Here is a 15,480-nt window from a genome sequence, read left to right on the forward strand (position 1 = left end):
TACTATATTTGCACCCGCAATAAGGATTTTAGTTCTTTATATTTTGACCTGGTAGCTCAGTTGGTAGAGCATCTCCCTTTTAAGGAGAGGGTCCTGGGTTCGAGCCCCAGCCAGGTCACAGATACTTAAAAACCTCTTTATTTAAAGAGGTTTTTTTATTTAAATATGTGCTCTGTTTATTATTATAAAAATCACATATGTTCTTTATATTTTGACCTGGTAGCTCAGTTGGTAGAGCATCTCCCTTTTAAGGAGAGGGTCCTGGGTTCGAGCCCCAGCCAGGTCACTTCTAAAAATACTTTCCATTTAACTTCTCTCTTTTTCTTATATAAAACTTGTAAAAGCAATTTTTTTAAACTTTTATGAGTACCTCTGACTGTTGTAAATTCGCTACTGTTAATGATAAATCTTAAAACATCTATTTTTTAATCTACAAAGTCCTACAATTTTTAAGCACTCTACTACTTTTTGTATTAAGACTTAAGCAATAAACTTTGCAGTACGTAGAAGTCATTATTTTCACTAACAAATTCCACAAAACATAATCTATCCTAACCAAAATAACATTAATTATTATAATAAAGCACAAAATAAGACACTAATTAATCAAAATAGCATATAAATAAACACTAAAGAATCTCAATTTTTGTAAGAACGCAACTAGCAATAAAAAACCTTACTTTATTTAATATACTATCCTTATGAAAAAAAGTAGTCTTCCAGATCCTTTTGAAAAAGCTCGTTTAGAGAGTGGATTAGGTAAAATGAACGACCAAGATGATCCTGTAACTATGCTTTTAAGGCATAAAGATGTTAGAAAAACTGCACACAACTGGAAAACTTTCCAATCTGGTGCAGAACCAGGGCGTATAGTAGTCCCTTCGGAAGTAAATATTAGAGATACTCGCCAAATACCTTTTGAAGTAGACCCGCCAGAACATAAAGATTATAGAGCTATAGTAGAACCTTGGTTTAGAAGACCTTTACAACCAGAATATGAAGCAAAATTAACAGAAATAATTACAAATTCTGTAAATGAAGCTATTAAAACTGGCACTTTGGAAGTAGTGAATTCTTTTTCTTTACCATTACAATCTAGAGCATTAACCCTTTTATTAAACACTCCTTTTTCTGAATCTGAAACTTGGATTTCTTGGGGTACTCATGTTTTTAGAAGTGAGGGAGAAGCTTTAGATGGCGACAAGGCTAATATCCTTTACAACTATATTGAAGAACAAATAGAAGAAGCCATAAAAAACCCTTCCGAAAATTTATATTCTAAATTATTAGACTCCGAATTTAATGGTAGAAAATTAAACAAAGAAGAAGTTAAAGGTATTATGATTTTAACTTTTGCTGGCGGAAGAGACACTGTTATTAATACAATTACAAACTCTATAGCTTATTTAGCAGAACACCCGGAATCTTTAAAAAGATTACAAAAAGAACCGGAAATAATAAATAATGCAGTAGAAGAGTTAGTACGTTACTTTTCTCCACTAACCCATATGGGACGTGTTGTTACAGAGGACACTCATGTTTGTGAGCACGCTGCTAAAGCAAACACACGTGTTTCTTTATGTTGGGCTTCTGCAAATAGAGATGAAAAAGTTTTTGAAAATCCAAACGAAATTATATTAGACCGTAAGGTTAATCCTCACGTTGGTTTTGGTTTTAGTCATCATAATTGTTTAGGGGCTACACATGCGCGTCAAATAATGAGAATACTACTAAAGACCTTATCTGAAAAAATACAGTCTATAGAAATTTTAGATTATAAAGAAAATATTGAAAACTTAGATGAATTTAAGCGTAAGGTTGGTTACGATAGTATTCAAGTAAAATTTAATACAAAAACTGTTTAAAAAATTATGGCAAAAATAACTTTTATTACAAGCGACGACGAAAAAATAACTTTAGAAGGAACTTCTGGTTCTGTAATGGCACTTGCTGTTGAAAACAACATTAAAGGAATAGATGGTGACTGCGGTGGTGTATGTTCTTGTGCAACATGCCACGTTCATGTAGCTCCAGAAGATTTAGCCAAAACTGGGAAGGCTAGTGAAATAGAAACTGATATGTTAGAGCTAGATGACAATACTGATGAATATAGCAGACTTTGTTGCCAATTAGAAATTAGTGATGCAATAGATGGTATTGTTTTGAAAGTTGCTAAGTAATGTCTACTAATACTAAAACTTGTGTCATAATTGGTGCTAGCCATGCTGGTGTTAATCTTGCTTTTAACTTACGTAAAGAAGGTTGGGAAGGTAGTATACATTTGTATGATTCTGATCCAGAATTACCGTACCACCGTCCGCCACTTTCAAAAGCTTATTTAACTAGTGGCGACAGTATAGAGAAAAATCAATTACGTTCTGCAGATAGCTACACTAAAGAAAATATTTCACTGCATTTAGGGGTTACTGTAAAGACTATTAATCGTGAAGAAAAAAGTATTCTACTTGGTGATGGTTCTATACAACCTTACGATAAATTAGTAATAGCATCTGGAGCAAGACCAATTATACCCCCTATTCCGGGAATAGAAAACGCAAAAAACCTATTTCCTATTCGAACTGCTGGTAATATTAGCAATATACGCATAGCCTTATCTAAGAGCGACACTAAAAAAATTGTTATTATTGGCGGAGGATATATTGGGCTAGAAACAGCAGCTTCTTTAAAAAAATTAGGGGCTACTGTAACAGTTCTTGAAAGAGAAGAACGAATACTTGCTAGAGTAACTGCTCCGGAGATGTCTGCATTTTTTAAGCAACTTCATCATGAGAATGGTGTTAAAATTCTTACCTCTAAGAACGTTACTGCTATAGAATATAAAGACAATAAAAATTATATTAATTGTGCAGATGGCTCTGTATATGATGCTGATATCGTAATTGTTGGCGTTGGCATTTATGTAAATAAGGAACTTGCCGAAGCAGCTGGTATTTTATGTACTAATGGCATTTGTGTAGATGAAACTACCAAAACAAATGATGCGCATATTTTTGCTATTGGCGACTGTTCTTACCACCATAATCCGCACTACGACACCTATCTACGATTAGAGTCTGTACAGAATGCAATAGACCAATCTAAAGTAGCTGCAGCTACTATTTGCGGAAAAGAAGTTACATATGATACTATTCCATGGTTTTGGTCTGATCAATATCATATAAAATTACAAATGGTAGGGCTCTCTACAGGGTATAATGAAATAATACTACGAAAAGAATCTGGTGAAGGTAGATACGGAGACAGTTTTTCTGTCTGGTATTTTAAAAATACTGTTTTATTAGCTGTAGATGCTGTTAATAACGCAAAAGCATATGTTATAGGCACTAAATTTATAAAAGGAAACAATATAGTTAATAAAGAGAAATTGGCTGATCCAGAAACTGCATTTAAACCAGCAAACTTACTGGTATAAGATTAAAAATAAATCGGTCTTTAAAAAGACCGATTTATGAATTAACTTAAAAAACCTACTAATGCTGACTCGAAACAGCTTAGTATTTTATTTTCCCTTCTCATATAAAGGGAAAACTTTAGATTCTGTTCTTGCAGAAACTAAAAGTTCTTTCATTTCTTTTACTATTTCGGGGTGCATATTTGCTATATTTTTTTCCTCTTTACTATCTTCTTCTAGATTATACAACTCTAAAGTGCAATCCCCACCTTTTAAAGCATCATAAACTACTCCTTTCCAATTTCCAATACGTATTGCTTGTCTACCTCCTCTAATGCCAAATTCCCAGTATAAATATTTATGTTCTTTTTGGTTTTTAGCATTTAATAACGTTGGTAAAAATGAAATACCATCTGTTTCTACACCAGAAGTTATTCCTGCTATTTCTGCTACTGTTGGCATTACATCCCAAAAAGCAGAAATATGCTCAGAAGTAGAGCCTTTTTTAATTTTTCCTGGCCATAGAGCTATAAATGGAGAACGGATACCTCCTTCATACAAATCTCTTTTTTTACCACGTAAATCTCCACTACTATTAAAGAACTCAACATCTGCTCCTCCTTCTCCATGAGGACCATTATCACTAGCAAACATAATAATCGTATTATCTGCAATCCCTAAATCATTCACTTTATCAATAATCTGTCCTACATAAACATCCATCCTATCTACCATAGATGCATATACTGCATTAGGCGTCAATTGAGAACAGTATTTATAATATTCCATATCTGGACCATAATCTGAAGTATAGTTATCTGAACTCACTAGATGTGGTTTTTCTGTAAACTTACCTTCATACTTTTTTAAAATAGAATCTTTAGGAGAAATAAGTTCAGCATGCGGTAATACTAATGGTATATATGCAAAAAAAGGTTTGTCTTTATTTTTTTCTAAGAAACGCATTGTTTCTTCTTGTATAACATCTGGTGCATAGGTTACTGTATTTGTCCAATCATTACCCTTTAAAGAATCTTTTTCTTGATTTCTCCATAAAAAAGGTGGGTAATATCTATGTGCCATTTTCTGGTCATTATAACCATAAAATGTATCAAACCCTTGGGCATTTGGATCTCCTTCAGTTGTTGTATAACCTAGTCCCCACTTACCAAAAGCACCAGTAACGTAACCCGCAGATTTAAGCATTTCTGCAATGGTAATAGCATTCTTTGGCAATGGAGTTTGCCCCCCACCTATTGCCTCTTTATTTCCCCTAATAGGGGTATGCCCTGTATGCTGTCCGGTTAATAAAGATGAACGAGCTGGTGCGCATACCGCTGCACCACTATAGTGATTTGTGAATTTTATTCCATTAGCAGCCATTTTATCAATATTAGGCGTCATAAATTTCTTTTGCCCATAACTACTTAAATCTCCATACCCTAAATCATCTGCTAAAATGTATATAATGTTTGGAGCGTTTTTAGGAATTGCAACTTCTGTAACTGCAGCTTCCTTTTTTACTTCTTTACAGCTAAAAAATAAAATAATTGTTAAAACAAATAGTATTTTTTTTCCTATCATCTATTTAAATTTTAATTTCTTTAAAGAAGCATCTTTCTCTAAAATAACTTTTGCTTTTCCTTTATAACTATTCTTTTTAAATTTTATATTTTGAGAATGATGTATTCTAATCGCAGGATTTTTTTTATGTAATTGTGGAAAAGTTCCTGAATTAGTTATGGTGTTATTCTCAAATAGTAATCCATCTAAATTGGTTACCTGAAGTATTAAATTATCAAATTGATTAAAGACATTATCCCTAATTACAACATTTTTAAATGCTGTATTTTTATTATCATCATCCGTATCAAAACGTATTACTCCCCTATCAAAACCACTATGTTGGCAATCTTGAAATGTATTATTCAATATTTCTAAATTCTCTACACTACCAGACTCATACCAATGACCACTTTCTATTGGTATTAATATTGCTTCCATCTCTGTGCTAAAAAAATTATTTTTTATTACTGTTTTTTTAGGGCTAGATAGCAATAAACCTCTTGCTCTATTATTACTTATTGTACAGTTTTCTACCAGTAATTCTGGGTACGCATCTAAATTTTCTAGTAAATCACCTTCTTTTAAATCTTTAGGCAATTTTTCATTAAATGTTATTAGCTGATATCTACTGTTTATTTTTTGGATACTCTTAATAGTTAGTTTATTATATGGGAAAAAAGAATTGGAAAGTCTTACTAGTCCTATAGTATCTTTTTCTTTTCCTATAACAAACCCTTGTTGTTGAAAGTGTCCCATTCTAGCACCAATAGTATATGCATCTTTTATATCTTGTACTATTTGGTAGGTTCCATGCACATTTGTAGCATCGTCTAACTGATTATTAAACGTGCAATTTTTTAATTCTACTTTACCCCTACAGCCTACAAAGTGAGTTGCATCTGCAGTAGTAGAAACCATTCTTCCATTAGAAGGGGTTACATTAAAACTATCTAAAGTTAAATCTCCAGAATTCTCGGCAATTAAGCCCATTCCGCCTGCATGGTGTACATTAACATTGGCAGCATTAAAACCATAGGTATGTGTAACCCTAAATGCTGGCGCTAATCTATTTTCGTTTTGCTCCCCTTTACAAACTAAAATAGTTCCTATAGGTGGTAATCCTTTTTTATGATTAAATACACGAACCAATCCTGGCTTTATTTCTTCTACTTTTAAAATGTTCTCTCTTCCTATTATTCTTTGACTAGAATCTAATTTATCAACTGGGTATTTATAGGATATTTTATCTAAATTTCTACTTACCTCTACTTTAGAGAATTGATTTAGAGGGGTATAAATCTCCGTATTAAAAGCAATTGCTTTACGTTCAGGGTCATATAAAATTGCCTGTCCTAAATGATGTTCGTAATACTCTTTAACAAATATTAATTGTTCATTTCTAATTTCATATGGGTATTCTTCTGATATTTCCATATCAAAAGAATGCTTTTCTATGTCATGAGCAACTATTTTACCTTCACTATGAAAGGGTTCTGCCCAATCTACAGTAACATTTTTTACGGTTATATTATTAGAATTATCTATTAAAAAAGGAATCATTCTTCCATGGTAAATAAAAGTAGACCCTTGGCCATCAATAGTTAAATTGTTAAAATTAAAAATGGGCATTGCTGTTCTTATAATAACATCATTATGATTAGATATATGAACAAATTTTTCTAATCCTTTATCTGGATAAAAATGATAGGTTCCTTTTTCAAATTTTATTTGCGAAATAGGTCTTGCATCTGCATTTAAAATTCTCTCTAATACTTTAGGTGTTGCATCTTTAGAAATAGATGTATTAAAAACAACTACCTCTTTGTTATCTTCTTGTGCTTTGCAACTAATGCCTACAGCAAATACCATTAGTGTTAAAAAAACTATTACATTTTCTCTATAGTTATTTTCTTTCTTCTTAAACCAGTTGTTCATATTGCTAATTTATTATGTGCAGTAAAAATCTAGTATAGCCAATCTAATTTTATGTTTTAAAGTAAATAAAATGTCTTTACTGGTAAATTAAACTCTAGACAATCTTTTAAAAACACTGATTACCATTGCGTTATAACATTTTAAGCTTTAAGTAACTATAATTACTTTTTTAAACTTTCTTTATATGCTTTTGTATATTTTTTATAGCCTATTTCTACACCGTTTAGCATTTGTTTGTACGCTTCGGAATCATTAACCTTAATCCAATTAATAACCTCATTACCATGTACAGTTGTTGGTTCATATGCGTTACTAACAGGTTTCATTTCCTGGTCAAACTTTAAGGTTTGCTTTCTCATCTTTTTCAAAATAGTAGCATACAATGGATTATCTGCTAAATTTGTTAGCTCCATTGGGTCTTTAGTTAAATCATATAATTCTTCTGCTGGCTTATTAGGTTCAAAAAAGAACTTTTGCTCCTTATTAAGTTTTCCCTCTTTATTTAGGGTTCGCATTACATGAACTGCCGGCCTATAAAATTCTAAATATGCTTGGTGCGCATCAAAAGGTACCTCTGGCATATCATTTCTAATATACTTCCAATTGCTAGAAGTTATTGTTCTAGACTTTTCTTCAATTTCATCCCACAAGTCTCTTGCTCCATATACATATTCTCTTTTAAAATTCTTTCTAAAAATAGGTCTCCCTGTCATGTGATTTGGCACCTTTACATTAGCAAAATCTAAAACAGTAGCCGTAATATCTGTAGCACTTACTACATCTTTTCTAATTTTATCTCCTTGTAAGCCTTCTGGAGCATATATAATTAATGGAATATGTAATCCTGGATCATGTAAATACCCTTTTCCTTTAATATTACAACGACCATTGTCTCCTATAAAAATTACAATGGTATTATCTGCCATTCCTTTTTCTTCCAACTCTTTAAAAATCATTCCAACCTCATTATCCATATATTCCATTTGATCTAGATATTTTGCCCAATCTAAACGAATAGTAGGATGATCTGCCATATACTTTGGAAGAACAACTTTGTTTGGGTCTACTGGGTGCTTTGATTTTTCACGAACATCATTCCACCAGTCTCCTCTATGAGTGACTTGTAATTGTATTTGTGCAAAAAATGGTTGGTCTTCTTTCTCAAAATTATCATACTTATCAAACAACCCAAACTGAGTTTTTCCATCCCAAGATCCTATTGCTTCATGTTTAAAATTAGCATCAATTTTTCTTCCTTTATTAAATACCCCATGATGCCCTAAAATACAGGTATAACCTGCATTTCTTAGCCAATATGTAAAAGGTTTAAAATTTTCATCTAAAGGTATATCTCTATTGCTTCTATGATGATGCGAATTAATTTTTACTTGATGCGTTCCTGTTAACATTGCAGAACGGCTAGGCGAACAAATAGGATTTGTGACAAAGCAATTATCAAAACGCACCCCCTCTTGTGCCATTTTATTTAAGTTTGGAGTTTTTACAGCTTGCATACCATAAATCTCTAAATCTATGCTAATATCCTCTGCCATTAGCCATATTATATTGGGCTGTTGTTCTTTCTTTTTCTGAGCAACTATTTGTTGAAAGGAACAAATAGTAAGTAATAGAGCAATTATTTTATACATTTTCTTTTTAATCTTTTATTAATATTCCGGAACAGCTTCTTTTTCCCAAGCAGAAAGATCTAGTTTTAACTTTTCTTCTATTGTTAGGCCTTTTCCTATTAAATTTACTTTTTCGCTAATGTCTTTAGCCACATTAAAAAGCTGAAATTTTCCGCTATGGTATTTTATAAGTTTCCAATCTCCAGAAATAATAGCTGCATATTGATCCTCATAACTTCTAAAGAAATAAAGGTTTCTTTTATTAATTGTATCTCCTTTTAGTAAAGGCATTAAACTCACCCCATTAATTTGAGTGTCTTTACATTTTTCTCCTGAAGCTATTTCTACTAAAGTAGGGTAAACGTCTATGGTTTGTATTGGTGTTTCACAAACTGTATTAGCGTTAGTAACTCCAGGATAGTAAGCTATAAAAGGAACTCTTGCCCCTCCTTCTCCTAAAGTATTTCCTCCTTTTTTACCGCCACTTAACGGTGCATTTGTATAAGCACCACCTTGGTCCGAAATGGCAAGAATAACAGTATTATCTTCAATTCCTTTTTCTTTTAAAGCTTTTCTTATTCGCCCAACAGATTCGTCCATAGCCTCTACCATAGCTGCATGATGTGCGTATTTACCCTCTAAACCAGCATCTTGATATTTTTTAAGTAAATCTTTTCTTCCAATAGAAGGGCCATGAACAGAGTAATACCAAAAAGAAAGCATAAACGGATTGTCCTTATCATATTCTTTAATAAAATCTACTGCACCATCAGTAAGAACATCGGTCAAATAATCTCCTTCCTTATAGTTTTTCATAAAACCATTAGGGTCCCCTTCTTTAAAAAATGGAAAATAATAACTTTTAGGATGACCATGATCTGTGGTTCCAAACTCAGCATCGAAACCTTGATTTACAGGATAACGACCTTTATGCCCTAAATGCCATTTTCCTACAAAATAATTATAATAACCATATTCTTTTAACCGCTCTGCATAAGTAACTTCTTCTAATGGCAAATAATTCCTAGATGGCCTTTGCACTGGATCTGTTGGCCATAAATTATATTCGGCATCTGGATCCTTGGGGTCTATTGCAATGTGTCTTGGCATTCCAAGACGTATAGCCTCTATTCCTGTTAAAATAGAAAGCCTACTAGGACTACAGGTAGGAGTTGGCACATAGGCTCTAGAAAAATCTAATCCGTCTTCTTTTAACTTATTTAAATTAGGAGTATTAAAAACTGGATTTCTATACCCTATATCAGACCATCCATAATCATCAATAAAAAGAAGTACAATATTTGGTTTTTTCTTTTCCTCAATTATTTCTTTTTCTTTAGTTTTTTCTTTACACCCAACTATAAGTATAAATAATAAAACTAGTGCTACTCTCATTAATTTAATCATTACCGCTATTGTTTTTAATATACAATTACTATACAGAGAAAAAAAGCTACTACTCTACATAGAATTATTTATACAAATATGCCTTTTTTACGCTTGTTCTATGTGGCTATAGGTATAGAAAATGTATGTATGAGTTCAAAGAAGCTAAAAAAGGGCTTAAAACCATATGTTATCTTATTTAGGCAATGCTTTAGGGTTTAAAAAATGTTATCTCTATACTTTTACAAACAAGTACAACTTATTTATTAGTTAATACATAGTAACTGCATTGAGTAATTATTTTTAACACCTATAAAACAAACTCTTTTTAAAACTTAAATGAAATTAAAACATACGATTAGCTTATTACTTTTTAGCTGTTTATTTTACACTAATTTTTCTAATGCACAACTCTCTTCCGATGCTGTTATTGGAACAGTAATTAACACTACTAATGCCCCCCTAGAAGCTGTTGCAATAACAGTATTACACCCTAAAGATTCTACCTATATAAAATACACAATAACAGATAGTAAAGGTTTATTTAAATTTGAAGAATTAACACCTAATAGTTATTTACTACAATTATCTTCTCTTGGTTATAAATCTATTTACAAAGAAATTACATACACCAAAGAGCAAATAAATTTAAAAAACATTATTCTTGAAGAAGATTTAATGGAGTTAGATGGGATTACCTTAACCGCTGTTGTTCCCATGCAAATTAAACAAGACACAGTTTCTTTTAACGCTAGTTCTTTTAAAACTAATCCAGATGACAATTTAGAAGAATTACTTAATAAATTACCTGGTGTAGATATAGATTCTGATGGAAAAGTGAATGCGCAAGGAGATGAAGTTGCTAAAATAATGGTAGATGGTAAAGAGTTTTTTGGTGGAGACCCTGCTGTAGTTTTAAAAAATTTATCTGCCGATGATATATATAAAATTGAAATCATTGATCAAAAAAGTGAAGAAACACAACTTACTGGTGTGGCAGATGGTAACAAAGAGGTTGTCATAAATTTTACCCTAAAAAAGACTAAAAAAAGTAAAGGGTTTGGAAAAGCATCTGCAGGAGTAGGCTTAGACAAGCGTTATTTTACAAATCTTAATTACAATAAATTTACAAGTAAAACCCAATTTGCAGTTATTGGAAAATTTAATAATATTAATATTACTGGTTCTAATATTCAAGGTTTCTTAAAAAACACGAATGGCATAGATGAATCTGAAGAAGAAGATTCTAATTCTGCGAAAAGAACAAAAAGTTTAAGTGGTTTTCTTAAAACTGGTGTTGCTGGTTTTAATCTAGGGCATGAGTTTAAGAAAAAAGAAGACTTTAATATAGATTATTTTTATAACCTTTCTGAGAATATTGGTAACTCAAAATCTAAAAGAATTACTTTTTCTAGTAACAACAACTTTGATTATATAGCAGACAATAATTACAGTAATTCCACAAACAATCATAATTTAAATTTTAATTATAAAAACAAATCTCATGAAAATTATAGACTTTTTATTAAAGGAAGATTTAGAGCAGATAATGTAATTTCAGAACTAGAAAGGGATGGAAAATATTTTCTATCTGAGAATATTTTAGCAACAACAAATTTTAATAAAAACAACATAGAAAAAAATAAAACTTTTAGTGATGTAAACATAAACTACTTTCAAAAACTAAATAATTATGGTCGCAACTTTAATATTGGTTTTAATTCTGCTTTAAATAATTCTAAATTAAATAACACTCAAAATACATTTATTGAAAGAGGACTAAATACTAATAAAATAAATAGCAGGGAAATAAACACCCTAAGAGATGAAAGCACAAATAACATTACTAACAATGTTACTATTAAGTACACTGAACCTTTAGGAGGAAACCATTCCTTTAAATTTGAATCTTATATTAAAAATGACCGTAGAAAAGAAGATGTAAATCAATTTAAAACAACAATTAAAACAACTCCAGAAGAAGAAATTTTACAATACAACTATAAACACATCTTAAATAGTTACCAAAATAGATTAGCACACTCTTATAACATTTCTAAACTAAACACGTACTTAGGTTTAGAATTACAAAATATAGATAGAGTCTTTGGTGTAAAACAGGAGCCTTTTATTACAGCAAACAACTTTTACCTTAACCCTATAACATTTTTACAATACAAACCAAAAAAAGGGAAACGTTTTAGAGTTTCTTACAAGAAAACTGTACGCAGCCCTAATTCTTATGAAAGCTCTACCGTAATTAACGATTTAAATCCTTTTAGTATTCGTAAAGGGAACCCATTTTTAGAACCAGAAAAAATAGATTTTTTCTCATTACTTGGTATTACTCATAACTTTAAATCTGGCATAAATTTTAATAGTAAGATACAATACCAAAACTCTAATAACGGCATTACAAGAAGTGTTGAAGTAGATGACGATTTTATAAAGACTACTAGTTATGCCAATAATGGCAAAAAAAGCAAGTTCACTTCCTCATTAAATTTTAGTAAAAAAATGAAAAAAATTGGCTTACGTTATACCTTAAAAAATAGAAACTTTTTCACAACATCTAATTCTATCATTAACTTACAGTCTAATGAAGTAAATACGAAAGATTATACCTTTAGAGCACAATTAGAAAATAATAACAAAAGAATTATAGACATAAAAGCTGGAGCTATATACAGCATTAATAACACTACTTTTTCTATTGAAAAAGACTTAGATAGAAAATTTTCTAAACAACAATATTTTTCAATGGTAGATTATGATATTTCCAAAAAACTAAATTTTAATACACAGTTTGATTATATTGTTTATAAAGACAATAAATTTACATCGGATCAAAAATTGCCTTTATGGAATGCTACTTTATCTTATGCTTTTTCTGATAAAAAAAATGATATCCTTAAATTAGTACTTATAGATTTACTAGATAAGAATGTAGATATATACCGTAATAGTACCATTAACTTTTTTGAAGAAACTACTTCTGAAAGTCTTGGCAGGTATATTATTTTAAGTTTTACTCATAGACTAAATAAAAGCCAAAATAAAAAGAGTTAATTTTATAAACCGCATTCCGTATCTGTTTTTGCATCTTCTTTTAATAATAAGCTTACCCCTTCTTTAAAACCCTCTCCAATAGTAATATCTTCTTCTTTTATATGCACTGTATAATTAGCATCATACACCACAGCACCTATAGACGGGCCATTATAACTATCTCCATGCGGAAAAGGGTTTATTGGAGTATTGCTTATTAAAGATCGTAATTCACAAGGCATGTACTTATAATGTTTAGGCTTTATTTGCGCTTTACTGTCTGAGTAAGTTGCCTTTACATTTTTTATTACCGTCTCCTTATTAAACGTTCCTGCTGTTAACCCTAAAGCTGCCTCTTCTTTATTTACAAAGCCAGCCCCTATTCTAACAGCAAAACCACTACCAATTGCTGTAACACCATTAACATTTACAGTACCATTATTTATAAAATGTGGCGATAGCATTAGAGCAGCATTACCTTCTTCAGATATAATATTTGTACCATAAATCTCATCAACAACATCATAAGTACCAATTTCTCTTAATACTTTATTATGGGTCTCTATTCTTAAAGTAGCTCCTCCTTTTCCATATAAGTTTTTAAAATAAATATGCTTTCCTAATTGAAATTGAACCACCCCGTAACCATAATCTGAATTATATAAATCAATATCTTTTACTACACCGTTTCTAGGCCCTAATACTTTATCTCCTATTTTAACCCCATTAAAAGTAACTGAAGAAAATCTAGAATACTTATCTTCTACTATCATATTAGAATATTTAAAATTAGAAACATTAAAAGACATAATTATTCTAACATTCAAATTATTTGCGTGTCTTAAATCTACTTTAAACTTTCCGTTAACCCCACATATACTAACGTTTCTCAATGGTTCTTCACTGGTGTCATTTGTTACTTTAAAAATTACATAATTCCTGTTATTAGGTCTATCTGCGGGTCTAATAACCACACCTGAATCTATTTCTAAATGAATGTTAGATTTTAATAAGACTTCTGCAAAAGAATAATTACCTGCTGGAATTATAAGTTTACCACCCCCTAAACTTTCCATTTCATCAATAGCATTTTGTAGTATAATACTATCATCTGTATCAAAATCATTATCAATATTATAATCCTCCTTTAAATTCTTTACTGTTGCAAAAGTTTTGGGTTCTGTGTAGAATATTTTTTCATCTAACACCACTATTCCTTCTTTCTCCTGTTCTACTTCTTCTTCAATTTCAACCTTCTCTTTCGCTTCTTCTTCTTCTATTATATTTTTAGACATACTAGAAGAACAAGAAATAAAGCAACTCATAAGTAAAAAATAACCATACTTTTTTTTCATAATACCCTTTGTTTAGTTATACAATTAAATTGTAATATATTATTTCCAAACTTCCTTAAGAATTGATTTTTATTCGTCTTTGCAAATAAATAATTTGTGTCTATAAGTTAATAAAACTGAATATTCCTCAGTTTTTATTAAATAAAAAAAACTGCACAAAAGAAATATTCTTCCGTACAGTTTTTCATGAAAACATAGTATACTAATAACACTCACTATTACATAAAATCATCTACTTTTTTATAAGCATCTATTACTGCTTGCTCTCCTTCTTTATTTGGTTTAGAGTTACCGTGCTCCATTCCTAATATTCCGTTATATCCTTTTGAATGAATAAACTTTAATACATTATTATAATTAATTTCTCCTGTGGTAGGCTCTTTACGGCCTGGATTATCTCCAATTTGGATATAGGCAATTTCATCCCAACATGCATCCATATTTGGAATAAGATTTCCTTCTTGTATTTGCTGATGATAAATATCAAACAAAATCTTACAGGAAGGAGAATCTACAGCTTTACATATTTCATAAGCTTGTGGAGATTCTGTTAAGAAAGCACCAGGATGATTATAAAAATTTAATGGTTCTAAAACCATTGTTAAGTTATGTGGTTCAAAAATTGCAGAAGCCTGTTTTAAAGTTTCAATAACATTTGCAGTTTGGTAAGCACCTCTAACCTTTTTTGCTACATTACCAGGAACTACAGTCATCCATTTTGCATTTACTCTTTTTGCAACTTCAACAGATTCTTTACAATAGTTTAAAAAAGCTTCTCTACTTTTTAAGTCTCCAGATGCTATATTCCCTTCTTTTAAAAATACGGCAACAAAAACACCCATTTCCAAGCCTCTTTTTTGCATTGTTTTTGCCATTTTTTCTTGAAGAACCACGTCTCTTCTTCGCATAAGATTATCTTCAAATGCAGTAAAACCTTGATCCGCCATAAAATTAAGCTGGTCTATAGGATCTTCTCCTGCATGATGCTTAAACATATCTAAATGTGGCGCATATTTTAAATTAAAACTATGCTTTTTAAGCTCCTCTTTTTTTCTAGCTCCAAAAGCTACTCCTGAAGTTAAAGTAACTGCGCCAGCAGATAAAGCTGTTTTCTGAATAAAGTTTCTTCTTTTCATTAGTTCTAATTTTT

10 protein-coding genes and 2 tRNA genes are annotated in these 15,480 nt (G+C 30.9%); 6 read left to right on the forward strand and 6 right to left on the reverse strand.

Annotated elements, in window-relative coordinates; genetic code table 11:
* The first annotated feature begins 45 nt into the window (after positions 1-45).
* From Q0820_RS13220 to Q0820_RS13240, 5 genes are all read left to right on the forward strand, one after another.
* Positions 46-118: transfer RNA gene (locus Q0820_RS13220), tRNA-Lys, on the forward strand.
* Between the two features lie 95 nt (positions 119-213).
* Positions 214-286: transfer RNA gene (locus tag Q0820_RS13225), tRNA-Lys, on the forward strand.
* Between the two features lie 415 nt (positions 287-701).
* Positions 702-1,865: a cytochrome P450 gene (locus Q0820_RS13230; protein WP_298488133.1), complete on the forward strand. Its 1,164-nt coding sequence runs from the start codon at positions 702-704 to the stop codon at positions 1,863-1,865.
* 6 nt (positions 1,866-1,871) lie between these two features.
* Entirely contained in the window at positions 1,872-2,180 is a 309-nt protein-coding gene (locus Q0820_RS13235) for a 2Fe-2S iron-sulfur cluster-binding protein (protein ID WP_298488135.1), read from the forward strand.
* On the forward strand, positions 2,180-3,433 hold the full coding sequence (locus Q0820_RS13240; RefSeq protein ID WP_298488137.1) for an FAD-dependent oxidoreductase: 1,254 nt from the start codon (positions 2,180-2,182) through the stop codon (positions 3,431-3,433). The genes Q0820_RS13235 and Q0820_RS13240 overlap by 1 nt, the downstream gene beginning before the upstream one ends.
* 87 nt (positions 3,434-3,520) lie before the next feature.
* Here the strand turns inward: Q0820_RS13240 and Q0820_RS13245 are convergent, their stop codons facing one another.
* The 4 genes from Q0820_RS13245 to Q0820_RS13260 all read right to left on the reverse strand — a co-directional run bounded on the left by Q0820_RS13245 (position 3,521) and on the right by Q0820_RS13260 (position 9,948).
* Entirely contained in the window at positions 3,521-4,996 is a 1,476-nt protein-coding gene (locus Q0820_RS13245) for an arylsulfatase (RefSeq protein ID WP_298488139.1), read from the reverse strand.
* The gene (locus tag Q0820_RS13250) at positions 4,997-6,913 is read right to left on the reverse strand and encodes a right-handed parallel beta-helix repeat-containing protein (RefSeq protein ID WP_298488142.1); all 1,917 of its coding nucleotides are present in this window, start codon (positions 6,911-6,913) and stop codon (positions 4,997-4,999) included.
* Positions 6,914-7,074: 161 nt separating this feature from the next.
* Positions 7,075-8,562: a sulfatase gene (locus tag Q0820_RS13255; protein WP_298488144.1), complete on the reverse strand. Its 1,488-nt coding sequence runs from the start codon at positions 8,560-8,562 to the stop codon at positions 7,075-7,077.
* A gap of 18 nt (positions 8,563-8,580) precedes the next feature.
* Entirely contained in the window at positions 8,581-9,948 is a 1,368-nt protein-coding gene (locus tag Q0820_RS13260; protein ID WP_298488146.1) for a sulfatase, read from the reverse strand.
* Positions 9,949-10,266: 318 nt separating this feature from the next.
* Here Q0820_RS13260 and Q0820_RS13265 point away from each other — a divergent pair, with 318 nt between their 5' ends.
* Positions 10,267-12,996 (forward strand): outer membrane beta-barrel protein, encoded by a 2,730-nt coding sequence (locus tag Q0820_RS13265; protein WP_298488148.1) that lies wholly within the window; start codon positions 10,267-10,269, stop codon positions 12,994-12,996.
* A gap of 2 nt (positions 12,997-12,998) precedes the next feature.
* Here Q0820_RS13265 and Q0820_RS13270 read toward each other — a convergent pair whose 3' ends face one another.
* Both Q0820_RS13270 and Q0820_RS13275 read right to left on the reverse strand, forming a co-directional pair.
* Positions 12,999-14,330, reverse strand: a complete 1,332-nt coding sequence (locus tag Q0820_RS13270; RefSeq protein ID WP_298488150.1) for a glycosyl hydrolase family 28-related protein — start codon at positions 14,328-14,330, stop codon at positions 12,999-13,001.
* A 218-nt stretch (positions 14,331-14,548) separates the two neighbouring features.
* Positions 14,549-15,466 carry a TIM barrel protein gene (locus Q0820_RS13275; protein WP_298488152.1) on the reverse strand — a complete coding sequence of 306 codons (918 nt, stop codon included), beginning with the start codon at positions 15,464-15,466 and terminating at the stop codon, positions 14,549-14,551.
* Positions 15,467-15,480: the final 14 nt, after the last annotated feature.

This window comes from uncultured Maribacter sp., assembly GCF_947495965.1.
Lineage (GTDB): Bacteria > Bacteroidota > Bacteroidia > Flavobacteriales > Flavobacteriaceae > Maribacter_B.

Bases quoted from the DNA above. Each gene is read 5' to 3' on its own strand.
- Q0820_RS13230 (WP_298488133.1), top strand. From the start codon at position 702: ATGAAAAAAAGTAGTCTTCCAGATCCTTTTGAAAAAGCTCGTTTAGAG.
- Q0820_RS13235 (WP_298488135.1), top strand. From the start codon at position 1,872: ATGGCAAAAATAACTTTTATTACAAGCGACGACGAAAAAATAACTTTA.
- Q0820_RS13240 (WP_298488137.1), top strand. From the start codon at position 2,180: ATGTCTACTAATACTAAAACTTGTGTCATAATTGGTGCTAGCCATGCT.
- Q0820_RS13245 (WP_298488139.1), bottom strand. From the start codon at position 4,996: ATGATAGGAAAAAAAATACTATTTGTTTTAACAATTATTTTATTTTTT.
- Q0820_RS13250 (WP_298488142.1), bottom strand. From the start codon at position 6,913: ATGAACAACTGGTTTAAGAAGAAAGAAAATAACTATAGAGAAAATGTA.
- Q0820_RS13255 (WP_298488144.1), bottom strand. From the start codon at position 8,562: ATGTATAAAATAATTGCTCTATTACTTACTATTTGTTCCTTTCAACAA.
- Q0820_RS13260 (WP_298488146.1), bottom strand. From the start codon at position 9,948: ATGATTAAATTAATGAGAGTAGCACTAGTTTTATTATTTATACTTATA.
- Q0820_RS13265 (WP_298488148.1), top strand. From the start codon at position 10,267: ATGAAATTAAAACATACGATTAGCTTATTACTTTTTAGCTGTTTATTT.
- Q0820_RS13270 (WP_298488150.1), bottom strand. From the start codon at position 14,330: ATGAAAAAAAAGTATGGTTATTTTTTACTTATGAGTTGCTTTATTTCT.
- Q0820_RS13275 (WP_298488152.1), bottom strand. From the start codon at position 15,466: ATGAAAAGAAGAAACTTTATTCAGAAAACAGCTTTATCTGCTGGCGCA.